This window comes from Mesohalobacter halotolerans (assembly GCF_006120725.1).
Taxonomy (GTDB): Bacteria; Bacteroidota; Bacteroidia; order Flavobacteriales; family Flavobacteriaceae; genus Psychroflexus; species Psychroflexus halotolerans.
In genome coordinates, this window is the sequence record NZ_SWMU01000002.1 from 270,419 (window position 1) to 295,372 (window position 24,954).

Annotated in this window: 24 protein-coding genes; 12 read left to right on the forward strand and 12 right to left on the reverse strand. The window is 33.5% G+C overall.

From position 1 onward, the window contains the following. Positions 1-179 precede the first annotated feature (179 nt). Positions 180-890: an SDR family oxidoreductase gene (locus tag FCN74_RS05800; protein WP_138931651.1), complete on the forward strand. Its 711-nt coding sequence runs from the start codon at positions 180-182 to the stop codon at positions 888-890. 1 nt (position 891) lies between these two features. On the opposite strand, the gene FCN74_RS05805 is transcribed toward FCN74_RS05800, so the two are convergent. Further along, positions 892-1,809, reverse strand: a complete 918-nt coding sequence (locus tag FCN74_RS05805; RefSeq protein ID WP_138931652.1) for an AraC family transcriptional regulator — start codon at positions 1,807-1,809, stop codon at positions 892-894. 122 nt (positions 1,810-1,931) lie between these two features. On the opposite strand from FCN74_RS05805, the gene FCN74_RS05810 reads away from it, so the two are divergent. From FCN74_RS05810 to acs, 3 genes are all read left to right on the forward strand, one after another. Next, entirely contained in the window at positions 1,932-3,428 is a 1,497-nt protein-coding gene (locus FCN74_RS05810) for an aldehyde dehydrogenase family protein (protein ID WP_138931653.1), read from the forward strand. Between the two features lie 150 nt (positions 3,429-3,578). Further along, complete coding sequence (locus FCN74_RS05815; RefSeq protein WP_138931654.1) at positions 3,579-3,938, forward strand: DUF779 domain-containing protein; 360 nt, start codon at positions 3,579-3,581, stop codon at positions 3,936-3,938. 89 nt (positions 3,939-4,027) lie between these two features. Beyond that, positions 4,028-5,938, forward strand: a complete 1,911-nt coding sequence (acs, locus tag FCN74_RS05820; RefSeq protein WP_138931655.1) for an acetate--CoA ligase — start codon at positions 4,028-4,030, stop codon at positions 5,936-5,938. Positions 5,939-6,027: 89 nt separating this feature from the next. On the opposite strand, the gene FCN74_RS05825 is transcribed toward acs, so the two are convergent. Then, positions 6,028-6,477: a tail fiber domain-containing protein gene (locus FCN74_RS05825; RefSeq protein WP_138931656.1), complete on the reverse strand. Its 450-nt coding sequence runs from the start codon at positions 6,475-6,477 to the stop codon at positions 6,028-6,030. A 73-nt stretch (positions 6,478-6,550) separates the two neighbouring features. On the opposite strand from FCN74_RS05825, the gene FCN74_RS05830 reads away from it, so the two are divergent. Next, complete coding sequence (locus tag FCN74_RS05830) at positions 6,551-7,657, forward strand: DUF7619 domain-containing protein (RefSeq protein WP_171047122.1); 1,107 nt, start codon at positions 6,551-6,553, stop codon at positions 7,655-7,657. Here FCN74_RS05830 and FCN74_RS05835 read toward each other — a convergent pair. The 8 genes from FCN74_RS05835 to tsaD are packed head-to-tail and all read right to left on the reverse strand — an operon-like array spanning position 7,640 to position 14,212. After that, the gene (locus FCN74_RS05835) at positions 7,640-8,887 is read right to left on the reverse strand and encodes an Nramp family divalent metal transporter (RefSeq protein WP_246062570.1); all 1,248 of its coding nucleotides are present in this window, start codon (positions 8,885-8,887) and stop codon (positions 7,640-7,642) included. The two genes, FCN74_RS05830 and FCN74_RS05835, sit on opposite strands and share 18 nt — an antisense overlap. 2 nt (positions 8,888-8,889) lie before the next feature. Next, the gene (locus tag FCN74_RS05840; protein ID WP_138931659.1) at positions 8,890-9,495 is read right to left on the reverse strand and encodes a hypothetical protein; all 606 of its coding nucleotides are present in this window, start codon (positions 9,493-9,495) and stop codon (positions 8,890-8,892) included. A gap of 1 nt (position 9,496) precedes the next feature. Continuing rightward, positions 9,497-10,681, reverse strand: coding sequence for a class I SAM-dependent methyltransferase (locus FCN74_RS05845; protein ID WP_171047123.1), 1,185 nt, complete (start codon positions 10,679-10,681; stop codon positions 9,497-9,499). After that, positions 10,678-11,181: a TrmH family RNA methyltransferase gene (locus tag FCN74_RS05850; RefSeq protein ID WP_138931661.1), complete on the reverse strand. Its 504-nt coding sequence runs from the start codon at positions 11,179-11,181 to the stop codon at positions 10,678-10,680. The genes FCN74_RS05845 and FCN74_RS05850 overlap by 4 nt, the downstream gene beginning before the upstream one ends. An 8-nt stretch (positions 11,182-11,189) precedes the next feature. After that, the gene (locus tag FCN74_RS05855; protein ID WP_138931662.1) at positions 11,190-11,831 is read right to left on the reverse strand and encodes a DUF4159 domain-containing protein; all 642 of its coding nucleotides are present in this window, start codon (positions 11,829-11,831) and stop codon (positions 11,190-11,192) included. A 10-nt stretch (positions 11,832-11,841) separates the two neighbouring features. Further along, the gene (locus FCN74_RS05860; RefSeq protein WP_138931663.1) at positions 11,842-12,552 is read right to left on the reverse strand and encodes a 16S rRNA (uracil(1498)-N(3))-methyltransferase; all 711 of its coding nucleotides are present in this window, start codon (positions 12,550-12,552) and stop codon (positions 11,842-11,844) included. 2 nt (positions 12,553-12,554) lie between these two features. Further along, the gene (locus FCN74_RS05865) at positions 12,555-13,193 is read right to left on the reverse strand and encodes a peptidylprolyl isomerase (RefSeq protein WP_138931664.1); all 639 of its coding nucleotides are present in this window, start codon (positions 13,191-13,193) and stop codon (positions 12,555-12,557) included. Then, positions 13,190-14,212 carry a tRNA (adenosine(37)-N6)-threonylcarbamoyltransferase complex transferase subunit TsaD gene (gene tsaD, locus FCN74_RS05870; protein WP_138931665.1) on the reverse strand — a complete coding sequence of 341 codons (1,023 nt, stop codon included), beginning with the start codon at positions 14,210-14,212 and terminating at the stop codon, positions 13,190-13,192. The genes FCN74_RS05865 and tsaD overlap by 4 nt, the downstream gene beginning before the upstream one ends. 198 nt (positions 14,213-14,410) lie before the next feature. On the opposite strand from tsaD, the gene FCN74_RS05875 reads away from it, so the two are divergent. After that, entirely contained in the window at positions 14,411-18,796 is a 4,386-nt protein-coding gene (locus tag FCN74_RS05875; RefSeq protein ID WP_138931666.1) for a translocation/assembly module TamB domain-containing protein, read from the forward strand. 3 nt (positions 18,797-18,799) lie between these two features. Here FCN74_RS05875 and upp read toward each other — a convergent pair whose 3' ends face one another. Both upp and FCN74_RS05885 read right to left on the reverse strand, forming a co-directional pair. Next, a complete protein-coding gene (gene upp, locus FCN74_RS05880; protein WP_138931667.1) occupies positions 18,800-19,453 on the reverse strand; it encodes a uracil phosphoribosyltransferase in 654 nt (217 codons plus the stop codon). 90 nt (positions 19,454-19,543) lie between these two features. Beyond that, complete coding sequence (locus tag FCN74_RS05885; protein WP_138931668.1) at positions 19,544-19,939, reverse strand: arsenate reductase family protein; 396 nt, start codon at positions 19,937-19,939, stop codon at positions 19,544-19,546. 94 nt (positions 19,940-20,033) lie between these two features. On the opposite strand from FCN74_RS05885, the gene FCN74_RS05890 reads away from it, so the two are divergent. From FCN74_RS05890 to FCN74_RS05915, 6 genes are all read left to right on the forward strand, one after another. Further along, positions 20,034-21,278, forward strand: coding sequence for a protoporphyrinogen/coproporphyrinogen oxidase (locus FCN74_RS05890; protein WP_138931669.1), 1,245 nt, complete (start codon positions 20,034-20,036; stop codon positions 21,276-21,278). Between the two features lie 4 nt (positions 21,279-21,282). Continuing rightward, the gene (locus FCN74_RS05895) at positions 21,283-22,164 is read left to right on the forward strand and encodes a CorA family divalent cation transporter (protein WP_138931670.1); all 882 of its coding nucleotides are present in this window, start codon (positions 21,283-21,285) and stop codon (positions 22,162-22,164) included. Between the two features lie 264 nt (positions 22,165-22,428). Next, positions 22,429-23,325, forward strand: coding sequence for a tryptophan 2,3-dioxygenase family protein (locus FCN74_RS05900; RefSeq protein ID WP_138931671.1), 897 nt, complete (start codon positions 22,429-22,431; stop codon positions 23,323-23,325). A 44-nt stretch (positions 23,326-23,369) separates the two neighbouring features. After that, entirely contained in the window at positions 23,370-23,843 is a 474-nt protein-coding gene (locus FCN74_RS05905) for a hypothetical protein (RefSeq protein ID WP_171047124.1), read from the forward strand. Positions 23,844-24,072: 229 nt separating this feature from the next. Further along, a complete protein-coding gene (locus tag FCN74_RS05910; RefSeq protein WP_138931673.1) occupies positions 24,073-24,366 on the forward strand; it encodes a phosphoribosylpyrophosphate synthetase in 294 nt (97 codons plus the stop codon). A 97-nt stretch (positions 24,367-24,463) separates the two neighbouring features. Further along, positions 24,464-24,937 (forward strand): Dps family protein, encoded by a 474-nt coding sequence (locus FCN74_RS05915; protein WP_138931674.1) that lies wholly within the window; start codon positions 24,464-24,466, stop codon positions 24,935-24,937. Positions 24,938-24,954: the final 17 nt, after the last annotated feature.

Sequence of the window (24,954 nt, forward strand, 5' to 3'; positions counted from 1 at the left end):
TTTATTATAATAGAAAACTATTTTACTACATTTTATTTTAACCTGAAACAAATTAGTTTAAGTCTTATGAACTCAGAGATTAATATGCTCTAAAAACAAAGAAGGTTAAACCTTTTTTAAATCAACCAACACTTAAATCTTAAATTTTACTTTTGAAATAAATTACAAAACACAATAAAATGAGAGGAAAAGTAGCATTCATAACTGGCGGTTCAAAAGGTATTGGTTACGGTATTGCTGAAAGTTTAGCACAAGAAGGTGTGCACAGTGTTTTAACCAGTCGAACTCAAGCCAATGCAGATAAAGCCGCAAAAGCCATATCAGAAAAATATAAGGTCAAATGTCTTGGCATAGAAGCCGATGTTCGTGATTATAAAGCTGTTAAATCTGCGGTAGATCGTGCCGAAGACGCTTTTGGACAAATAGACTATGTGATTGCCAATGCAGGTTTGGGTCACTTTGGTAGTGTTGAAGACCTCAAAGTAGAGCAGTGGCAAGAAGTGATTGACACTAACCTGAGCGGCGTGTTTTATACCATAAAATCATCTGTAGAAGCACTTAAGAAAACCAAAGGCTACTTTATCAGTATTTCCAGTTTAGCTGGTGAGAATTTTTTTGCGGGCGGTTCAGCTTATAATGCGAGTAAATTTGGCGTTACTGGTTTTACCCAAGCTGTAATGCTAGATTTAAGACAAAAAGGCGTTAACGTCTCGACCATTATGCCCGGCTCAGTTTCAACTTATTTTAATGGTAACGAACCTGATGATAAAGATGCCTGGAAAATACAAATTGAAGATTTGGGCGAAATTGTTGTGGATTTATTTAAACTCAACCCCAGAACTTTACCAAGTAAAATTGAGGTCAGACCATCACAACCCCCAAAAAAATAAACTAAGTGTTTATTGATATTTTAAACTGTTGGGGTGTCATCAGCTCCAACTTTTTAAATTGTCTATTAAAATAGCTGATGGAATTAAATCCTGAGTAAAACGCTATTTCTGAAATACTTAAGTCTTGACGTTCTTTAATTAATTGTTTAGAGAACTTGATTTTTTCAGAATTGATATAATCAATTGGTGAAATGCCTAAAGTATTTTTAAAGGTTTTGTGAAAATGAGATTTACTCATATGCGCTTTTTCGGCCAATTTTTCTACACTGATGTCTTTATTAGTAAGATTTTGTTTAATATACTTGATTACAGAACCCATTCTGGTATCTGAAAACGTATTTTGCATATCATTGATTAATAAAACTTTAGCTTTAGTTTGTAAGAGTCTGACAATCAGTTCTTGAATCATCAAGTCTAGAAGCACGTCTTTGGATTTGGTTTGGTTGGTAAAGGTGTAAACTAAACGGTTAATGAGGTCATTGACCTCGTCGTGATTTGCCAAATGGTTTGAGGTATCATCCAATGACCAAGAATTGTTTTCGTTATCTACACTTACAATTGTATTAAACCTATCAACCACTTCATTTATTTTATCGGTATCTATTCCAAGGGCTAAACATTGTGTAGGTTCGTCAAGAGAAGCCAGTGGAAAATCGATTAACATATTTTGATGACTGGGCAAAACAACAGATTCACCGGGATAAAATTCAAAAGACGGCATATCGTCAATATGCATGATTTTTTTACCGGTTAGCATACTTGCTATGATGGGAAAATTAAATTTTAAAGCTACTTTTTCAGCAAATTCATGAGTTTCATAAATATTTAGCTCAGCAAAATCTGCATTGTATACGGTTCTATTTTCTACTAGTGTGGTAAGCTTTCTGTGTTTTTTATGTTGACTTAGAAGTGGGCTCATTTTATTAAAAATATAATACAGATTATAAATATAATAGAATTGTACTATAATACGATACCATTGTTCAACAATTTGATAAAATAACTCTATAATTTTAACAAATAATCAAAACACACAATATTATGAGTTATTCTAAACCTAAATTCAAAGCCAGTTATGGCAATTTTATTAATGGAAAATTTGTTGAACCGCTTGGTGGCGATTATTTTGATAATACATCACCAATAGACGGTAGTCATATTGCAAAATATCCACGCTCTCAAAAAGAAGATGTAGAGATGGCTATAGATGCGGCTAATGCAGCTAAAGATAACTGGGAAAAGACATCGGTTACAGAACGTGCCGCTTTGCTTAATAAGGTGGCCGATATTATCGATGAAAACCTCGAGGAATTTGCTACAGTTGAAACTTGTGATAATGGTAAAGCCATAAGAGAAACCTTGAATGCAGATGTGCCATTATCTGCAGACCACTGGCGTTACTTTGCGTCTTGTATAAGAGCTGAAGAAGGTAGTGTTGCTGAGCTCGATGAGCATACCTTATCTATGAACATCAAAGAACCACTCGGTGTGGTTGGTCAAATTATACCTTGGAATTTTCCTTTATTGATGTTATCATGGAAGCTGCCACCGGCACTTGCTGCTGGTAACTGCGTCGTTTTAAAACCTGCCGAGCAAACTCCATCTGCAGCCACTTTACTGATGGAAAAAATTGCAGATGTTTTTCCACCTGGCGTCGTGAATGTAATTCACGGGTTTGGACCAGAAGCCGGTAAACCCTTAGCTTCAAGCTCAAAAATTGATAAGGTGGCATTCACCGGCGAAACCACAACAGGACAATTGATTATGCAATATGCATCTAAAAATCTGAATCCTGTTACCGTCGAACTCGGTGGTAAATCACCAAATGTATTTTTTAATTCTGTCATGGATGAAGACGACGCTTTTTTAGATAAATGTATAGAAGGTGCAGTTTTGTTTGCCTTTAATCAAGGCGAAGTCTGTACGTGTCCGTCCAGAATGTTAGTTCAAGAAGACATTTATGACAAATTCATGGAACGTGTTGTCGAAAGAACTAAGGCCATTGTTCAAAGCAATCCTTACGACGTCAATACTCAGGTTGGTGCTCAAGCCTCCAATGACCAATATGAAAAAATCCAATCTTATTTAAAAATTGGCAAAGAAGAAGGCGCCAAAACGCTCTGTGGTGGTGAAGCAAATAAGGATGGTGATTTATCTAAAGGACATTATATCAAACCAACTATCTTAGAAGGTCATAACAAAATGCGGGTATTTCAGGAAGAAATTTTTGGTCCGGTCGTTTGTGTGACCAAATTTAAAGATGAAGCTGAAGCACTAGAAATTGCCAATGATACTTTATATGGTCTTGGCGCCGGAGTCTGGACAAGAGATGCGCATCAGCTTTATCAAATTCCAAGAGCCATTAAAGCTGGTCGAGTATGGGTGAATTGTTATCACGCTTATCCGGCACATGCTGCCTTTGGTGGATATAAAAAATCGGGTTTTGGTCGTGAAAACCACTTAATGATGCTTAGCCACTATCGCCAAAACAAAAATATGTTGATTTCTTATGACAAGAATAAATTAGGGTTCTTTTAAACTTTAAAATTTTATAAAGCAGACTGATACTATTAGTCTGCTTTATTAACTTAAAACGATTATTTCTAAATTTTCATCAAATCAATTATTATTATATTAATACAGAATTGAAACGATAGAAATTAATTTTAAATAGTACAATTTTAGCCTATGACACGTATAGACATTACCCCGGAAGCTTTAAAAGTTCTGAAACAACTTAAGCATCAACACGGCGAATTAATATTTCACCAAAGTGGCGGTTGTTGTGACGGTTCTTCACCTATGATTTTTGAAAAAGACGATATGTATCTTGATGATAGCGATATACACATGGGTGACTTAGATGGTGTGCCGTTTTATATGAATCAAGATCAATACGAATATTGGAAACATACCCATTTGACCGTTGACATCACAGAAGGTAGAGGCTCAAGTTTTTCACTAGAAATACCACTAGGTTTACGCTTTATTATCCATTCTCGACTTTTGAGCAAAGAAGAAAACACTTTTTTAAACGATAAGTCATAATTATATTTTTCAAAACCATTCCATAAAATATTTATTAAATTTAAATTTGAAATTAGAGTTTAAATTCATTTCTAAACCTATAATACATTATGAGTCATTACCATATCAAACACCTTGAAGAATACTACCAAGTTTATAGAAAATCTATTCGTAACCCGGAAATATTTTGGGAAGAAATTGCTGAAGAGCATTTCATGTGGCGCAAGAAATGGGATAAGGTTTTAGATTGGGATTTTTCTAAACCGGAAATCAAGTGGTTTGATGGAGCTAAACTTAACATCACCGAAAATTGTATCGACCGACATCTCAATACACAAGCCGATAAAACGGCCATACTTTTTGAACCCAACAACCCCGATGAAGGTGCAGAACATATATCTTACAAACAATTACATGAACGGGTTTGCCGGTTTGCTAACGTATTAAAATCAAAAGGCATTCAAAAAGGCGATCGGGTCTGTATCTATTTACCCATGATACCGGAATTGGCCATTTCCGTTTTGGCTTGTGCTCGTATTGGTGCCATACATTCAGTAGTATTTGCTGGATTTTCTGCTAATGCCCTTGCCACACGCATCAACGATGCAGAGTGCAAAATGCTCATAACAAGCGATGGCTCTTATCGAGGTCAAAAAACTATAGATCTTAAAGGTATTGTAGATGAGGCTTTAGAATCATGTGCATCTGTTGAAAGTGTTTTGGTAGTTCAACGCATAAAGTCTGATGTTAATATGAAATCCGGTCGTGACGAATGGTTACAACCGCTTCTAGACCAAGCTGATAAAACTTGTGAGGCTGAAATCATGGATGCCGAAGATCCGTTATTTATTTTATACACATCCGGATCAACCGGTAAGCCCAAAGGCATGGTGCATACCACTGCAGGATATATGGTATATACGGCTTATACGTTCAAAAATATATTTCAATATAAAGATAAAGATGTGTATTGGTGTACCGCAGACATAGGCTGGATAACAGGTCACAGTTATATTGTTTATGGTCCGCTTTGCAACGGTGCAACTACAGTCATGTTTGAAGGTGTGCCTAATTATCCGGATTTTGGTCGGTTTTGGGATATTGTTGAAAAACATAAAGTTAATCAATTCTATACAGCGCCAACTGCTATTCGTGCGTTAGCCAAAGAAGGTATTGAGCATATAGAGAAACACGATTTATCAACTTTAAAAGTCTTGGGCACGGTTGGCGAACCCATCAATGAGGAAGCCTGGCATTGGTATGATGATAATGTGGGTAAAAGAAAATCTCCCATTGTAGATACGTGGTGGCAAACCGAAACCGGTGGTATCATGATTTCTCCAATTCCTTTTGCCACACCAACCAAACCGACTTATGCCACTTTGCCATTTATAGGTATCCAGCCTGTTTTAATGGATGAAGATGGAAAACCTGTAAAAGCCAATCAAGTTGACGGGCGTTTATGTATCAAATTTCCTTGGCCAAGTATAGCTAGAAGCATTTGGGGCGATCATCAGCGTTACAAAAACACGTATTTTTCAGCCTTCAAAAACATGTATTTTACTGGAGATGCAGCTTTTAGAGATGAAGTGGGTTACTACCGCATTACGGGTAGAGTAGATGATGTGATTATTGTTTCCGGGCACAATCTTGGTACGGCACCTATTGAAGACGCTATCAATGAGCATCCTGCTGTAGTAGAAAGTGCGATTGTAGGTTATACACACGACGTTAAAGGCAATGCGTTATACGGTTATATCACCATGAAAGACACCGGAGAAAGCAGAAATCAAGATAACGTAAGACAAGAAATCAATCAAATTATTACTGAACAAATTGGACCTATCGCTAAACTGGATAAAATTCAATTTACCAAAGGTTTACCAAAAACCCGAAGTGGTAAAATCATGCGTCGAATTTTAAGAAAAATCGCTTCAAATGATACGAGTAATTTGGGTGATACCAGTACATTACTTAATCCAGAAGTCGTTGAGGAAATTATAAAGGGCTATCTAAAATAAAAAAAAGCTGAGCATATTCTGCTCAGCTTTAACTAGGATAGTTTAGGCTAATCCATTAGTTAGTCAACTCAAATAAAAACTAGAAGTGATTAATTATTTTCTATAACATTTTGAATTTTTTGTTCTAAAAGTTCAATTTTAGAATTGAGTTTATCAATCTGTTCCTGTTGATTTTTATTTTCAGACTTAAGCTTATCTATTTGCAGTTGCAGTTCTTGAATACCTTGAATTGCTATCAGACTCAGGCCTGCATAATTTACGCCTAGTTTATCGCTTTTTTCATCTTGGTGAACAAACTCAGGAAACACCTCTTGAATTTCTTGAGCAATAACACCTGTTATTTCAGTTTTTGATTTGTCTCTTTTATAATTGTATTTAACAACTTTAATTTGATTAAGCTTATCTAAAATATTAGCCTGAGCAGGTCTAATATTTTCTTTTAAACTTCTATCAGATGTTTGTACATAAGCTCCGGAAAAATCATTTATATAAGACACATTATTATTTTCATAACTAAAACGTAAAAAAGCAGTTGACATGTGTATGTTCCAATAATTTGAATTACCCACATTAACAATCCCTATTCCATCACCATTAGGGGTTGTATTGGTCTTGACCTCAACGGCCAGTTTGTGTTGTGGATCTGAGAGACACCAAAAAGATTTTTGTGTAACAGCAAATCAGACTGTAGAGGACTTAAGTGTCGAACTTTTTCCATTAGACGATGCTGTTCCTGGATTTGAATCTGATTATGAGCTAATTGTTGAAAACAAAGGCACCACATCAATTCAGAATGTTCAAGTCACTGTGAATTTTGAAAATACTAAGCAAAGCTTTATTTCAGCCAGTCAAACCCCTTCAACCAGCACCTCAAACTCTATAACATTTACCATTTACAATCTACCGATACTGGGTTCAGAGGTAATTAATTTTACATTGTTAAATGTTCAGCCACCGACACTTAACAGCGGTTATTTGGTCATCATTAATGCAGATGTTAGCCCAGATAATAATGATGCCAATCCGGACGATAATAGTGTTAGTTTTGACCAAATCGTAGTTAATTCTTTTGACCCCAACAATAAACTCGTCACTCAAGGCGATGAAATTACTATTGATAAAACCGATGAATACCTCGATTATAAGATCCGATTTCAAAATGTAGGAACTGCCAATGCTATAAATGTTGTAATAACCGATACTATTAGCAGTAAACTGGATTGGACAACTTTTCAACCCATTAATTCCAGCCATGATTACCGTTTAGAGTTAGTTGATCAAGAAGAAATCAATTTTATCTTTGAAAACATCAACTTGCCTTACGAAGCCATTGATGAACCTGGTAGTAATGGTCATGTCAGCTTTAAAATTAAACCTAAAAATGATGTGCAAATTGGCGATATCATAGACAATAAAGCTTACATCTTTTTTGATTTTAACGCACCAATCATTACCAATACAGTTTCTACTGAAGTTGTGGACAATCTTAATATTACAGATTTTGAACAAGCTCAACAAATTAAATTGTCCCCAAATCCTGCTGAAGATCAAGTTAAAATTGTTCACAATTCTAATATTGATATCCATAATGTTGAAATTTTTAATTCTATAGGAAAACGGCTTAAGACCATTAAAAATAAGTCTTTACTAGATAATCGATACAACATTGGGTATCGTAGTAAAAAAATTGATTGTAAAAGATTAATAAAATATATTTAGACCAAGATAAAATACACCAAAACCCACCAAAAACCATAGACAGACCTGGCTAAACCAATAATAAATAGGTTTAGGTCGGTTATCTTTAGGAAAATTTGAAGATGTTACCAATTTTAAGTTTAGCCAAGCAATAATTGGAGTCGTTAAGAAAGCAACACCGGTGGCAAAATCTATAAAAATAGTAAAGCGATTTGAAAAGAAATAAAGTAACGCTATGCTTAAAACAGCTATTATAAACAACAGTAAGATATAATTTGATTTGTGGGTATTGGTCGATTGTGACCTGTGTTTAAGATACTCATCAAACACCCTTGGATAGGCATCTGTTACCGCTAGAGTAGTGCTAAACATTGCAAAAAAAGCAGCTACCGCGATGATGGTTTTGCTCCATTCTCCAATAGTATATTGGTACATTTCAATCAATTGGCCAGAAAACCCTACAGCAGTTGTTGAAATAACAATATCTCTCCCAAAGAAAACCAATACCCCAAGCAGAAAAAATAATAAGCCAATAAATGAAGCTGAGAGATAACCTATATTAAAATCAATTAAACTATTTTTTACAGAATTGTTTAGGTATTGTTTATTTTTTTCTTTAGTCCATATAGAGTGCCAAACAGAGGCGTCAACTGGAATGGGCATCCAGCCCATAAAAGCAATGATAAAAGCTAAAGAGCTCACAGTCCATAAGTCAGGATGTGTGTAGTTAAACAAATAGGTGTTTTTTTCATTACCAACAGCTAGAAAAACGGCAATTAAGGTCGCTAAAGTTAAACCGCTTATCAGTAATTTCATCAATCGGTCTATAGTTTTGTAGCGACCTATCGATAATATGATTATACATAAACTTAAGATAATACAAGACCACCCAAAAATACTGATTCCTGTTTGAAATAAGTATTCTGCAAGTCCCGCAGTGACTAAAGTGACAGCCGCTTGTATAATAAAAACACTGCCAATGCTGATTATAAAATACAACTGTAAAGCCCATTGACCAATACTTTTGTAACCTTCTATTAAGGTATTACCTGTAGATGAAGTATATCGTGGCCCAAACTCCATAAATGGATATTTGGTTATGCAAGCCAAAACCAAAGCCCAAATCAGAACAAACCCGAACTCTGCACCAGCTCGTGTGGCTTGCACCAGATGAGAGACTCCAATTGCTGCTCCAGCTAATAAAAATCCAGGGCCTATAGATTTGATGAGTTTTATAAAAGACTGCCTCAAGTTTATTTAAATTGTGGGTTGGTTAGACATTTGATATTATCTATAAAAAAACGACTAGGATTTGTGGTAATGATTTGATCTTCAAACTGTTCTTCAAGTTCAGTTTTGAGAACGAAGGTGTTTTCATAGTTTTTAGCTATAATTTTCATTAAAATAACTTCAGACTGTATAAGTTCATCATAAGCCTGTTGCGTAAGAATAAATCTCGCATAATTAGAAACCGAGCTGTAATTGTTTTTTTTATCGTAATAATTAACTCCGCAAATCTTCTTCTCGCGTTGAAATAAACTAATTATAGTGTTATTTTTAAGAGAAAAACTTAGTTTCGTTCCTTGTCTAAAACAAATTGGCTCTAATTTTTGAGTTTTTGAGTCTTTAGTGATTTCAATTTCTATGAAAAATTTATTATCAATTCTAATTAAAGAGGCTAAAATTATTCTACCGTTTAGAGGTGTTTCGTAAAGATCTAATGTTATTGGCGAGAGCTTAAGCGTAGCTTCATTAGTTTTATTGTCGTATTTTATGCGTTCATAGTTACACTGCCCATAGATTAGAATGCTAAAACAAATCCATAATAAAAATAGCAATTTAACTGATTTCACACTCATGTCATATTTTATCACAAAGTAAGACAATTTTTTGATTTTTAAAATCTGTTGTAAAAAACGTATAACTTTTACCACCGTCTTTGAGTTTATACTTTGCCTTGACTTGTTCAGACTTTAAAGGGTAGTTTCTGCAACTCACATTAGATTTTAAATCGGGGATATTATTTTTTATATTTTTTGATTTAGGCGAAAAAACTGATTTGATTTTAAAACGACGCCCTGGAAATTCTATAAGTGTATCGCTTGTAAACAAATGCGAATTTTTGGCTAATGCTGAAAGTCTGAAACGCAAAGATAATAGACCAAATAATTGAGATTTCATGAGCGCAGCATTGGGTTCGTAGAGATAAGTTTTGGGTTTAGATATTGATGGACTTGGGTTTGCAGATGTTAATTGACTTTCAAAACCAGGCTGTCCTGACTCAAGATTAATAGCTTTTAAAATGGGTAAACTTTTAGTCGAAGAAAAATCGATGAGCAGCAATACCTCTTTGACTTCATTTTTAATTGCAATAATATGTATTTCAGATATATTGTGTATTTTATTTAAGCAATACTTTAAGTCGAGTAGTGGTGAAGTCTTAATTAAAATGCGATTTGATCTGGATTTAAATAAATCTAAAAATTCTAAAACATTAGGTGAAGCATCTTCAAGTCTAAAGACTTTGCTTTGATGTTGATTTCGTCGAGCTGGATCGACGTATATCAAGTCATATTTAGTTTTCTTCTGTCTAATAAATTCTATCCCATCGGTTAGGTGAAATTTTATTTTTGGGTTTTGAATTTTTAGATTGTGCTTAGCATATTCAAAAGTTTTCGGGTGGACTTCACAGTAGGTGACATTTTCAGCATTTTCAGCAAATGCTAAAGCGTCAATTCCCATACCACCAGTAATATCAATAACCTTATCATCAGATTTTAAAAATTGAGCCTTGTATTTTGCGGTAATTTCAGACGAAGACTGTTCTAAGTTAAGTTTTGGTGGATAAATGATCTGCTCATTAGAATACAATGTCGGAAATTTCGTTTTAGCAATCTGTTTCCCTTTAATTTGCTGAGCAATATGTTGAATACTAACGGTTTTAAAAGAGCTTCCTTTTAAAATTAGCGCCGGTATATCATCGTTTTCATGATGTTTTATAAAATCTATAATTTTAGGATGTAAAATATTTTTGTTAACACTCATAATTGCTGATTTACACATTCGTAAAGTACAATTGCTGCTGCTTGCGCTACATTCATACTGGTATTCTGACCATACATTTCAATGTGAACACATTTATCAACACATTTTAAGATGTCGTCCGAGAGACCAGAAATTTCATTGCCAACAATCAATGCTGTATTGTCTTTAAACTTTGTTTGAGCTAAGGCTATGCTCGTATCACAATGTTCAATGGCCACACTTTCAAAGTGTTTGTTTTTAAGACTTTTATAAAGTGTAAAAAAATCATTATAGTAAGTAAGTTCAATAAATTGATTTGAATGACGAGCGGTTTTTTTAAATCGATTAGAATTTAAAATATTGGTATTGTTTTGATGTATGTAGAGTTTTGCAACGCCAAAAGCATCAGCTATCCTGAAAATGCTACCTAAATTGGCTGGCGATTGCAACTTGTCGCAAATTAAGACAATAGATAGATTGTGTTTATTGTTATTAATAAGATCATGCGGCAGTTGTTTCATTATCAAGTTTAGTTTGAAAATACGTACTTGATGATATTAGCGCCCATTTTTAAAGCCTTTTGCCTTACTTCTTCTGGATCGTTGTGGACTTCAGGGTCTTCCCACCCATTGCCCAAATCACTTTCGTATGAGAATATTAAAATCAATCTATCTTCATGAGTTATTCCAAATAATTGTGGTGGCTTGCCATCGTGTACATGAATCTTTGGCAGTCCTTTAGGAAAACTAAAAGTCTGCGAAAATATAGGATGATCTGCTGAAATTTCCTCCAAAATTTTATCTGGAAAAACTGTTTTTAGTGCTTTTCTAAAATATGGTTCTAAACCATAATTATCATCGACGTGAAGAAAACCACCACTTAACAAGTAGTTTCTAAGATTCTGAGCATCTTTTTCAGTAAAAAATATATTACCGTGTCCAGTTAAATATATATAAGGATAATTGAATAACTCTGGCGAATCAGGGGTTACGGTTGGTATTTTTTCTGATATTGAGGTGTTAATTTCAGCATTGCAAAATCTAACAAGGTTAGGAAGAGCAGTAGGATTGCTATACCAATCGCCACCACCTTTATACTTCATGACGGCGATTTCTTGCCCAATCGTGTCATGCGAAAAAAACATTATAAGAATAAGGCAAATATATCTCATGGTTTAAGGTCTAAATTTGATGTTGTAAAGCTAAGGCTTGAGATGCAAAAATACCGGCAGTTTCCGTTCTTAAGCGCTTTTGGCCAAAGCTCACAGGTATAAAATTTGATTTTAGAGCCATGTCAATTTCAGTTGAATCAAAGTCACCTTCCGGGCCGATGAGTATACACAGCTTTTGTGATGTTTTTATATGATTTGTCAGATATGATTTATCTTGTACTTTGCAGTGGGCAATTAGGTTTTTACTCATTGTAAAGTCTTGATTTATAAAATTTTCAAAAGTTGATAATGCATTTAATTTTGGCAGAAACAAACGCTGGGACTGCTTCATAGCACTTTTTAAAATGTTCTGAGAGCGTTTCATGTTCAATCTTTTGCGTTCGCTATTTTGACATAATATAGGTGTAATTTCTGAAATTCCAATCTCAGTAGCTTTTTCTAAAAAAAATTCAAACCTATCACTAGACTTAGGAGGTGCAATGGCAATGTGAAGTGAATAGGGTAGAGGCTTGTCTTTAAAAACTTCTAAAATATTTACCACACATTGTTTAGACTCAACATCAGAAATCTTGCATTTAAAGCCTTGTCCACATCCATTAGTCAAGTAGATGACATCATTAATTTGTTTGCGTAAAACTCTTAATATATGCCGGCTTTCATCTGGTACAATTTTATGTGAATGGGTACCAGAGTTAATATGTTCATCGTAAAATAATTGCATAACTATTTTTTGACTTTGGTTTCTACAACCAAAACTTCTTTGATATCTTGTTTTGAATGGGTTTTCTTTACAAAGTAATAGGCGTTAATTTCCGGGACTTCAAATTCAAATATTTCGTCAGCAAGTTTATTGCTTGCAGTTGCTTTTTTAAAAAATTCTGAATGGGTTTTGCCTTGTTTAAACCAGCCGGAATCACCACCTACATTTTGTTGATAATCCATTGAGTATTGCATAGCAATCGATTTGAAAGTAACATCATCAAGTAAAGACCTTATCTTTTTAAGGTATGCATTAAACGCCTCATTGGTCTCAAATTTATTTTTGTCTATAAAAATATATCTCACTCTGTAGTGGGGTATTTTTTCTTTGCCAATGACTTCATATTCTAAATTGTAATAAGCTCTTTTTATTGTTCTTGTTTTACCTCTTCTAGACTTAAGCAACTTTTTGGCGAGTTTGGTTTTGTGTTTTTCTTCATTAAAAATGATGAGTTTCCCTTGATTTTGATAGACTTTTAATTCATTACCATCAATATTAAAATCTTTTGATATCTCATCATATCGTTGATTGAATAAATTTCGCTGGGCATTTAATGGAATACAAAATAAAACAAAAAGTAATGTAAAGTAGAATTTATTCATAGTTTGAGTCTTGCTTTTGAGGTTGAGCCAAAATCGGCAAATTCTTGTTGTAAAAATTTATAATATCCAACTATTGCTATCATAGCGGCATTGTCAAGGCAATATTCAAATTTAGGAACGTAGCTTTGCCAACCAAGCCCTATTTCAGCCTGCTTTAAAGCTGTTCTAATACCCGAATTGGCAGAAACCCCACCACCAATAGCAATTTGGGTAATACCAGTATCTTTGACTGCAATTTTCATTTTATCCATTAAGATATCAACGACTGTTTTTTGAAATGAGGCGCAGATATCCTTTATGTTTTCATCCACAAAATTAGGATTGGCCTTTTTCTCTTTTTGTAAAAAATATAAGACCGCTGTCTTGAGTCCGCTAAAGCTGAAATCAAGCCCACTGACCTTGGGTTTTGAAAAAGTGAAGCGTTCCGGATTGCCTTGTTTTGCAAGTTTGTCTATTATCGGACCAGCAGGATAACCAAGTCCCATCATTTTACCACATTTATCAAAAGCTTCTCCTACAGCATCGTCAAGGGTTTCTCCAATGACTTGCATATCAAAAAAGTCGTTAACTTTTACAATTTGTGTGTGACCACCACTTATCGTTAGTGCCAAAAAAGGAAATTGAGGTATTTTTTGATTTTCATCATCAATAAAGTGAGCCAAGATATGCGCTTGCATATGATGAACCTCTATGAGCGGAATGTCTAAAGCCATGGCCAAAGATTTTGCAAAAGATGACCCTACCAAAAGCGAGCCTAATAATCCTGGACCTTTTGTATAGGCAATTGCGCTTAAATCTTTACGGTCAACCTTAGCTTGACTCAAGGCTTGGTCTACCACTGGTACGATATTTTGTTGATGCGCACGAGAGGCCAGTTCGGGTACTACACCGCCATATTTTTCATGAACAGCTTGTGAGGCAATAATATTGCTTAGCTTTTTGTTATTCTTAAATACAGCTGCAGATGTATCGTCACATGATGATTCTATGGCAAGTGTATAAATAGGTTGTTTAGTCATATGTCTTAAAAGGCATAATTATTGAAATACATAACAAAGCTAAATATTTTTAGGTATTATCAATCATAGATTAAATGTATATTTGTTTAACAAAAATTACGAAGTATTATTAAGCGCGTTTTTCATATTGTTAAAAGAATAGTCATAGCAATCATATTGCTATTCTTATTGATTGTTTTGATATTTTTAATTCCTGGAGTGCAAACCTATACGGCCCAAAAATTGACTTCAAATATTAATGAGACTTATGGCACAGAGATTGGCATAGAGCGCCTAAAAATCGGGTTGAGTGCCAATGTACAAATTGAATCTATTCGGGTTATTGATCATAAAAATGATACCCTTTTTAATATCAAAAAACTATCGAGCTCGATATTTAATATTCCAAGTCTTATTGATGGGAGCAATTTAAATTTGAGCAGTACTGATATTGAGGGTTTAAAGATGAAATTGATACGCTATAAAGATGACCCCAATGATAACCTCACCACCATTTTACAAAAATTTGAATCTGATAAACCAAAAGATACTACCAAATTATTTAAACTTCACGTCGACGATATTTTGCTAGTTGATAGTCAATTTAGTGTAACCAATTATAACTTAGACAATCCAGAGTCATTTAGTATTGAAAACCTAAATTTTGATGTTGATAATCTCAATATTGTTGGTGGTAAGGTGAGTTTAAACATCAATTCATTATCAGGCTTAACAGGATTTGGCTTTAAAATAGACCAACTTCAATCGAGGTTTTTTATGAATGCATCAGAAATGCGGTTAGATCAATTAAAACTTAAAACGCCTCAATCACAATTGGAGACTGATTTAAAACTTGAGTATGCTTCAGGCGATTGGTCAGATTTTGAAAATAAAGTAAAAATATCGGCGAGATTCGATAAGTCTAAACTTTCTACCACAGACTTAAATCATTTTTACAAAGGTTTTGGATATGCTGAAGATTTAGTCTTATCCGGTCAGGTTATTGGGACACTCAATGATTTTAATTTTAAAAATATAGACATCAAAGGCATTCAAAGAAGTCAAATTCAAGGTGATATTTATTTTAAGCGTGTAACAGAGTCTGAAGATTTTGAGCTTATCACTCAAAATATTGACATTAAAACCAATTATTTTGACTTAAAGCGTTTATTGCCAGAAGTTTTAGGCGATAGGCTACCGGAATTTATCCAATACATGGGGAATTTTTCGGTGAAAGGAGAAACAGCGCTAAAAGCCCGAAACTTATTTGCCGATGTAGATTTTAATTCACCAGTTGGCCAAGGTCAAATTGAAGTTATGTTTAAAAACCTCAATCTTTCTGATGAGGTAAAATACGATGGCAAGCTGGACTTGCAAAATTTTAATTTGGCAAAAGTGCTTCAGTCCAAACGATTAGGTTTGGCTAGCCTCAAAGTAAATATCAACGGAAAAGGGTTTACAGAAAAGGCTTTAAACACCAAAATTGATGCTGATATTCAAGCCTTTGACTTTAATAATTATACCTATAACGAAATTGCAGTTCAAGGCAATTTAAAGTTTCCAATATTTAATGGCCAACTCAAAAGTGAAGATGAAAATTTTTTGTTTGACTTCAATGGTTTAGTCGATGCTAGTCAAGATCAAAATCTTTATAAATTTCAATCTGACATAAAATATGCCGATTTGTACGCTTTGAATTTTATCAAAAAAGATACCTTATCTATTTTTAAGGGAAACTTAGACATGAATCTTAAGGCAAACTCTCTAGATGATGCAGTTGGAGAACTTAATTTCAATGATTTTAATTATAAAAATTCATTTGGTGAATACAACTTCAAAGATTTTAAGCTTCAATCCTCAATGTCTGCAGGCATACATCAGTTTAGCGTCAACTCTCCAGATGTAGTTAATGGTAGAATTTATGGGGATTTTCAACCTTCTCAATTACCGGAGTTTGTTGATTATTCCTTAAGAAATTTGTACTTCAAAGATTTACAACAAAGCAATTTTAAAGACAGAAATGTAAACTTTGAATTTCAAATCAACAACAAGGTTGTCGAAGCTTTCTTTCCTAAAGTCAGTATCGCCCCAAATACTTTTTTAAGAGGAAACATATCATCTAATGAAGATGAGATGAAAATTCGATTTATTTCTCCTGAGATTAGGTTTCAAAATAACATATTAAAAGATGTAGAAGTTCAGCTCGACAAGCAAAACCCTTTCTTTGATACTTATGTCAAAATTGCTAATATTCAAAACGCTATCTACCCAATCCAAAATTTAAGCTTAATAAACGTCAAACTAAATGATACTTTGTTTTTTAGAACAGAGTTTGAAGGTGGTCTAAAAAATGATGACAACTACAACATCAATTTATACCAAACCTACGATCAAGACAATAATACCGTAGTGGGTATTCAAAAATCCAATATCAACTTCAAAAACAAATCCTGGGATATCAATAAAGATAATCGATATACCAATAACCGCATTATTTTAGAACCAGGTTTACAAAATTTTACATTTGATTCGATTTCAGCGTTTTATAAAGATCAAATGATAAAGCTCAATGGCCAAATGCGAGATTCGACTTACAAAGACATCAATTTTAAATTGAAAAAAGTAAATCTTGCAAATATTACACCTTATCTTGACAGCTTAAACTTTGGTGGTGTAGTGAATGGCGATATTAGTATTTTTCAAAAAGACAATCAGTATTCCCCCAATCTTGATGTTTTGGTCAAAAACTTTAACGTCAATCAATTAGATTACGGTAACTTAAAACTATCTGCAAACGGTAACAGGGATTTATCAGATTTTGATGTTAAAGCTTATATTTTCAATCAACAGCAAAATTACCTCACTGCAGAAGGTCAAATCACCAATAACAATCAAAATCAATTTATTGATGTCAACCTAAAGCTAAATCAATTGGACGTATCATCCCTAAGTCCTTTGGGCGGTGAGGTTTTAAGCAGAATAAGAGGTAAGATTATTGGTGAAGCAAAACTTTCAGGAAAACTTCAAAATCCAGATTTATACGGTGAACTAAATCTCAATGATGCTGGTTTAAAATTTCCATACCTCAATATTGATTTTGATTTTGACCAAAACTCTAAAATTCAATTGGACAAAAAGCAATTTATCCTGGATAATATACAACTTACCGATACAAAATACAACACCAAAGGGGTTTTAAGCGGCAAAATATTTCACGAAGACTTTTCGAAGTGGAATTTAGATTTAAGATTAGACTCTGACAATATTTTAACCTTAGACACGCCATACAAAGAGGAAAGCCTATATTACGGTACTGCATTTATTGATGGAACTGCAAGTATTGTAGGTCCAACAGACGCACTAACAATAAATGTCGATGCCAAAAGTAATCCTAATACGGTTTTTAATATTCCATTATCAGATACAGAAACTATTGGGGACAATTCTTTCATTTATTTTTTAACGCCTGAAGATAAAGCCAGTAAAAAAGAAGGAAAAACTTACACCTTTGACAAAATCTCAGGCTTAAGCATGGCTTTTGACCTTGAGATTACAAAAGATGCTTTAGTCGAAGTGGTTGTAGACCAAGAAAGTGGAAGCACTTTAAGAGGTAGAGGTGATGGCAATTTGAGAATTGAAATTAACACTAATGGCAAGTTTGACATGTATGGTGATTTTGTGGCGTTATCTGGAGAGTATATTTATAAATATCAAGGTTTGATAGAAAAAAAGTTTGAAGTTATTCCCGGTGGTTACCTATCTTGGCAAGGTAATCCTGTAGATGCTAATATGGACATTAAGGCAAAGTATACGACCAACGCAAATCCTGCTGTTTTATTAGAAAACCCAATAATCAATAGAGAAATTCCAATAGACGTAATTATTTCTCTAAACGGAGAATTGATGCAACCAGACATCAATTTTGATTTAGATTACCCCAATCTCAGTTCGGTTGTAGAATCTGAACTTGACTACAGAATTCAAGGTCGAGAAAATACTGAACGTCAAGCGCTATCACTTGTTGTTCAAGGTACTTTTTACAATGATGAAGCCGTAGGTCTCAATTCTATCGGATCAAATTTAATTGCAGAACGTGCCACAAGTATATTAGATCAAATTTTAAAAGATGATGAAGGTAAATTTAATATTGGTTTAGATTATGTACAGGCAGAACGAACACCTTCTCAAAATGCAGTAGGATCGGATAGAGTAGGGATGACACTTCAAACTCAACTCAGTGATAAAATTTTTATCAATGGCCGTTTTGGAGTGCCGGTTGGTGGACAAACCCAATCTTTTGTTTTTGGTGATGTTGAAATCAATTTTTTACTCAATGAATCGGGCTCATTAAGAGCGCAAGTTTTTAATAGAGAAAGTGACATACAGTTTATAGGTGAGGAATTGGGCTATACTCAAGGTGTTGGGGTCTCTTATACGGTCAACTTTGAAACTTTTGGTGAATTGCTTAGAAAAATATTAAAACAAGAAGCTAAGCAACAGAAAAAAATCGATAATTCTAAGAATCCTGAGCCAAAAGACGACAACAAAGAAGAAAAGAGTTTAGTGCCAGATTATATTGTATTTCCCAATACAAGACAACAATAGACTTTAAAGTTTAGGTCCAAAAGCAAGATCTCCGGCATCACCGAGACCCGGTACAATATATCCTTTTTCATTTAATGATTCGTCGATATCGGCAATCCAAATTTGTGTGTTCTTAGGTAAATGCTTTTTTAAATACTGAACACCGGGTTTTGCAGCTATAGCAGACAATATTACTAATGATGATATATCAAACTTTTGAGCTATAAACTTATAAACTTCAACAATAGAATGACCCGTGGCTAGCATAGGGTCGACAAGAATTAGGGTTTTTGAGGTGAGGTCTGAGGTTGCACAATATTCTATATGTATATCAAAGGTTTCGTTTGCTTTATTATGTGTTCTGTAAGCCGAAATAAATGAATGATTAACATCATCAAAAATTCTACACACACCATTGTGCATTGGTAATCCAGCTCTTAATATTGAACAAATAACTAATGAATCTGAAATTACTGCTTTTTGGTGTTTTCCTAATACAGTTTGAATCTCTTTGACGTCATAATTTAATGTTTTGCTCATCTCGTAAGCAAGAAGCTCACCAATACGTTCGAGATTATGCCTAAATCTCAGTTTATCTTGTTGCACAGACTTGTTTCTTATTTCAACCAAAAATTGATTGAGGACTGAGTTTTCTGCAGAAACGTGATGTACATTCATAATTGAGGGTGTAAATCGTCACATGAATTAAAAATCAAAAATATTTAAAAATTGATACAAACTGCAAAGCAAAGCAAGAGTTTAAACATATTAAGGTATTCTAATTTCGCCGGTATCAGAAGACTGTAATTTTAAAATATCATTGGCATGTGAGGCTCTCACAATTTGGTTTCCTCGAATTGCGATAGGTTTATCGACTACTTCAGGATGATTTTCAATAATTTTTAAAGCATCAAATTCATCAATATCTGGAGATTTCCCAAATTTTGAAATAATGATGTCGTGGTTTAAATCAATTAAATCAACTACACTTAAATTAAGCATATTTGCCATTTCTGACCAATCGGTCTGGCTTATTCCGGTTTTACTTATATCTATAGGTAAAATAACAGCCTTATTGGCCTTTGCAATAGCCAAACACTTTTTAGACAATTGATAATTAGGATGATAATATAAATTAATTTGTTTAGAATCTTTAGATATCATAATTTTTTTATATGAATTAACGTTATTTCATTTGAAGTCTCAAAGTCTTAGCTTATTTTTAGTAAATATTTATAAGTTTAGAAAAAAACGTAGAATGGATAATAAAAAAGTTATCATTATAGGTGCAGGTGTAAGTGGCTTAGTTGCAGCTATTAATTTAGAAAACGAAGGTATACATCCTATAATATATGATAAAAATGATAGGGTAGGTGGGCGTGTTCAAACCGATTATATTGATGGTCAGGCATTTGATAAAGGATTTCAAATTTTGCTACCCAATTATCCGGCAGTTCAAAAATATCTCGATGTCAGGTTACTCCATTTAAAATACTTCGCATCAGGTGCGTTTGTTTTTAAAAAAGGATATCAAAGCAAATTGGGCAATCCGGCTAAAGGTTTTGATTTACTGTTTTCAACTTTATTCTCAAAATTGGCCAGTTTTTCAGATAAGTTAAAGATTATCAAACTCTACAGGTCATTAAAATACAAATCATTTGAGGAAATTTTTGAGTCTCCAAGTCAAAGTACTATGTCATACCTCAAATCTTTTGGGTTTTCAAATAAAGTAATTCACAATTTTTTTAGACCATTTTATGCTGGAGTGTTTCTCGAGGAAAACTTAGAAACTTCTAGCCGCATGTTTGAATTTACGTTTAAATTATTTTCAGAGAGTAAAGCCGGAATACCCGAAAAAGGCATACAAGCCATCCCCAATCAATTGGCTAACCAACTCAAAAAAACAACTTTTCACTTTAATACTGCTATAAATAAGGTCGAAGATAAGACCATCTGGCTTTCAAATGGTTCCAAAGAAAAGGCTGATTTTATTATCATAGCCACTGAGCCTTCACAACTGATAACAAATTTAAACAACCAGCAAAGCCTGTGGAAAAGTGTAGACAATCTTTACTTTGAGGTAAAGAATCGGGTTGTTAATTTGCCTATGATTGCATTGATAGCAGAAAATGACACCTTTGTCAATAATTTTCATTACGCCAGCTTAGCTTCTGAAAGCCAACAAATTTTATCAGTAAGTGTAGTCAAAACCCATGACTTAAGTCGAGAAGAATTGGTAAAAAAAGTCAAAAATGAGCTTTATGATATATGCGATATAGAAGTCAAAAAATTATTGAAACACTACAAAATACCCAAAGCTTTACCGCAAATACACGATTTAAATTATCAAATGCCGCATACAGAAACCAAAATAAAAGATAATATTTATCTAGCGGGAGATGTCTTATCAAACGGGTCTTTAAATGCCGCTATGCTAAATGGCGAATCAGCTGCAAAAGCACTGATAGAGCAGTATAATGGTTTAACACTTGATATGGCTTAAACCTATGCAATTAACAGAATATAAAGGCGAAAAATTTGTTTGGTACGATTGTAACCGTGCAGATATCAAAGCATTAAAGCAGCTCGAAATCTTTGATCAAATTCCTAAAAATTTTATTGAAGACAGTCTAGAGCTTGGGCATCTACCCAAATATGAAAAAAAAGGGAATTTCGAACTTATTATTCTCAGGGCTTTTTCTGATAAAAAACAACCAGAAATCGTCAATGTTGCACAGGTTTCTAATAAAATTGCATTTATAATCTACGACAATATCTTAATCAGTATCCATAGAAAGCATTTCGATTACTTAACTCATTATGACAAAGAATTTAAGTCAATAGAGCAAATACTGTTTTTTTCTATTAAGAATATGATTAATAGTTTTGAAAAACCTTTAACAACCCACAGTAAAACAATTGATGTCTTAGAGAGAGAATTACTTTTAAAAAATGCACAAGACTTTTCGATTGACAAACTCTATTATATCAAATCTAAAACGAGAATGCACAAAAAAATAATACAAGTCAACCAAAATGTGCTTAATCAAATCGCCATCAAAAATGCTTCGTATCATTCAGAATTGCAAGATATTAAAGATACCACACTAAACTTGTTGCTTACCGCTGATGAAATTATTGAAGATACTCAGTCTTTACTAAATTCATACCTGTCTATTACAGCCCAAAAGAATAACGAAGTGATGAAACTTCTAACTGTATTTTCGGTATTTTTTCTACCGTTGACGTTTATAGCTGGTATTTATGGTATGAATTTTAAGTTTATGCCGGAACTTGAATGGGAGTATTCTTATGTCGTTGTGTGGCTAATCATGCTTATTATATCAGTAGGCATTTGGATTTGGTTTAAAAAGAAAAATATACTTTAAAAAATATATTTGCAAAAAGCTATACAAATTTAAAATATTCATATATATTTGTAAAGAATCACCGTGGAATAACAAATGTATTATCTATTTGGGGTATTTGGTAATAATTGTCTACGGTGATTTTTTTTACAACACGCTTTAATCATAATATATATTATGTAAAATAGAATTATAAGAATACCCCATTCACTTGTATTTAAAACCTTCATTCTACTCTAAGGCTAATCAGTATTTATTTTAGTATTTTTGTGTAAAATATATTCTATGTCAGACGACATTCTTAAGGAACTTGAAAAAAAATATGCCAATTTAGGTGAAAATCCAGAACCTTATCTCAAAGGCCTTTTATATTCAAAGCCTATTACGTATTGGGATTATATCGAAGTTGATACGCTGTTAAGTTTACAAAAACCACGGACAGATTTTAAGGATGAATTTGTCTTTATTGTTTATCATCAAGTCACCGAACTGGTCCTAAGACTGATGATACACGAGGTTGAACAAGTAATATCTTCAGAAAAACCAACAGAAGAATTGTTAAAAGACAAATTGAAACGTTTGATTCGTTATACAGATATGCTCATCACCTCTTTTGATGTGATGAAAGAAGGCATGAGTCATGAAGATTACAATAAATTTAGACTAACGCTGACGCCTGCCAGCGGTTTTCAGAGTGCTCAATTTCGATTTTTAGAAATATATTGTACACCTATCCTTAATCTTATTCATAAAGAAAAACACAAAGCCCTATCTAAAGAACCCACAGCAGAAGAATATCTAAAACACGTTTACTGGCGATTGGCAGGATACAACCCAAAAACAAAATCTAGAAGTACAACACTAAAATTATTTGAAGATAAATACCTTGGCGTATTTGCAGAATATATCAATAAAGCAAAAGGGAATACCATTTACGATAAATTTCATCAAATTCAATCGCCTTCGGAAGATCTTATCAGGCTAATGAAGACTTTTGACAACGCTTACAATGTAAAATGGCCGATGGTACATTATAACACAGCAAAACATTACCTGACCAAAAAAGGTGAAGCCAAAACTGCCACTGGTGGATCTCAATGGGAAAAATATTTACATCCAAAATTTCAAAAGCGTACATTTTTTCCTAAATTATGGGAAAATGACTCCATTTTAGAATTTTAAGAAATGGAATAAAATTTGATATAGTATAGTTGATGAGATACATTTTGAGCTTATTACTGATGGTTTCCATAGCTAAATACAATTTGGCTCAGGAAATCAGTTTACCACCTTTAGACTCAAACGAATTATCGCCTAAAATACAATCCCCTTTATATCAAGACTTTGGTGTTTATAAATTTGAATTATTAGTTAAAAACATCAATGTTTTTGCATCTCCAAATGCAGAAAACACTTTTGATTTTATACAAGCATCAGCATCAAAAAACCGTCGACCTTCCTATCAAAATTTTTATGATGCCATCAACCGTCAAATGGCGCAGTATTCAGATTTTACTGTAGAAATAGACAATTCTAAATCTTCAGTATTTATGGATTATAACGACCAGCCTATATATTCTGGCTCTTTTAGAGTAAAAAATGCAGTTTACCAACGTGCTGATCGCCTGACGGGAACACCCAGAAGACCACTACTCTACTCGCCTAGCTTGTCTGCCCGGCGAGGACTGATTTGGTATTAATTATGATTATATATCAAACCCTAATAAGCTATATTTGATTATTGTTAAAAGCTTATCAAACCTGTATATAATGCATAGTTATATTTGTATATTTAACATATGAAATGGATAACTATACTAAACATATTAGGTCTTGTTATCGCCATTATAGGTCTACTAACGGGATATTATTTATTTCTCTTCCTAATTCTACCTATCGGGTTCAATTTTTTTAATAAAAGTAAAAGACATGAATGATAAAACACTATCTCAACAAATAAACGAACTTAAGAAACAAGGTTATACTAATGACTTTAACCTGGATGATGATAAAATTACAGACAAAGCTCTAGATTCTTCTTATTTACCAGACCAATTTAATGTTGATAAGGTCTATAGGTTTGAAGGCATGACCAATCCTGCAGACAATTCTATACTATATGCTATTACAACATCAGACGGCCGTAAAGGGCTGTTAGTCGACGGTTATGGAGTATCCGGTGGTCAAATTTCAAAACAACTCCAAGAAAAATTAAACCGTTAAGCCGTTAAACTTATATTAAGATAAGTCACTTTCAAGGTTTTATAGCATAAACTATTGTATATTTGTATTGTAAAATTAAAATCGATAAATAAAAACTATGAGTTATTTAAGTTTAGACAAAGATAAAACACAAAAAACAGTAGAACAGCTAAACATTCTTTTAGCCGATTATCACATGTACTATCAAAAATTGAGAAATTTTCATTGGAATATAGAAGGGACTAATTTCTTTGACTTGCATGAAAAATTTGAAGAAATGTATGATGATGCCAAAGAAAAAATTGATGAAATTGCTGAAAGAATTCTTACGCTTCAACATTCCCCAAAAAGTAATTTAACAGACTATTTAAATATCACAAATCTAGAAGAGTCCAAAAATGACCTTAATGATTCTGCGATGGTAGACACATTGTTAAGTGATCACGGCAAAATTATCTCTCAAATGCGCAAAGTTGTTGAAACTGCTGACGAAGCTAATGATGAAGGCACCATTGACTTGACAGGCGCATATATTAGAGAGTTAGAAAAAACAAGTTGGATGTTAGACGTTTGGACTAAAAAATTGCGTTAATTTGTAGTCCAAAACGA

Coding starts and splice junctions, on each gene's coding strand:
- FCN74_RS05865 (WP_138931664.1), bottom strand. CDS start 13,193: ATGAATAAATTCTACTTTACATTACTTTTTGTTTTATTTTGTATTCCA.
- FCN74_RS05915 (WP_138931674.1), top strand. CDS start 24,464: ATGAGTTATTTAAGTTTAGACAAAGATAAAACACAAAAAACAGTAGAA.
- FCN74_RS05910 (WP_138931673.1), top strand. CDS start 24,073: ATGAATGATAAAACACTATCTCAACAAATAAACGAACTTAAGAAACAA.
- FCN74_RS05815 (WP_138931654.1), top strand. CDS start 3,579: ATGACACGTATAGACATTACCCCGGAAGCTTTAAAAGTTCTGAAACAA.
- upp (WP_138931667.1), bottom strand. CDS start 19,453: ATGAATGTACATCACGTTTCTGCAGAAAACTCAGTCCTCAATCAATTT.
- FCN74_RS05805 (WP_138931652.1), bottom strand. CDS start 1,809: ATGAGCCCACTTCTAAGTCAACATAAAAAACACAGAAAGCTTACCACA.
- FCN74_RS05810 (WP_138931653.1), top strand. CDS start 1,932: ATGAGTTATTCTAAACCTAAATTCAAAGCCAGTTATGGCAATTTTATT.
- FCN74_RS05845 (WP_171047123.1), bottom strand. CDS start 10,681: ATGAGTGTTAACAAAAATATTTTACATCCTAAAATTATAGATTTTATA.
- FCN74_RS05855 (WP_138931662.1), bottom strand. CDS start 11,831: ATGAGATATATTTGCCTTATTCTTATAATGTTTTTTTCGCATGACACG.
- FCN74_RS05890 (WP_138931669.1), top strand. CDS start 20,034: ATGGATAATAAAAAAGTTATCATTATAGGTGCAGGTGTAAGTGGCTTA.
- FCN74_RS05800 (WP_138931651.1), top strand. CDS start 180: ATGAGAGGAAAAGTAGCATTCATAACTGGCGGTTCAAAAGGTATTGGT.
- FCN74_RS05850 (WP_138931661.1), bottom strand. CDS start 11,181: ATGAAACAACTGCCGCATGATCTTATTAATAACAATAAACACAATCTA.
- tsaD (WP_138931665.1), bottom strand. CDS start 14,212: ATGACTAAACAACCTATTTATACACTTGCCATAGAATCATCATGTGAC.
- FCN74_RS05825 (WP_138931656.1), bottom strand. CDS start 6,477: ATGTCAACTGCTTTTTTACGTTTTAGTTATGAAAATAATAATGTGTCT.
- FCN74_RS05840 (WP_138931659.1), bottom strand. CDS start 9,495: ATGAGTGTGAAATCAGTTAAATTGCTATTTTTATTATGGATTTGTTTT.
- FCN74_RS05860 (WP_138931663.1), bottom strand. CDS start 12,552: ATGCAATTATTTTACGATGAACATATTAACTCTGGTACCCATTCACAT.
- FCN74_RS05900 (WP_138931671.1), top strand. CDS start 22,429: ATGTCAGACGACATTCTTAAGGAACTTGAAAAAAAATATGCCAATTTA.
- acs (WP_138931655.1), top strand. CDS start 4,028: ATGAGTCATTACCATATCAAACACCTTGAAGAATACTACCAAGTTTAT.
- FCN74_RS05885 (WP_138931668.1), bottom strand. CDS start 19,939: ATGATATCTAAAGATTCTAAACAAATTAATTTATATTATCATCCTAAT.
- FCN74_RS05895 (WP_138931670.1), top strand. CDS start 21,283: ATGCAATTAACAGAATATAAAGGCGAAAAATTTGTTTGGTACGATTGT.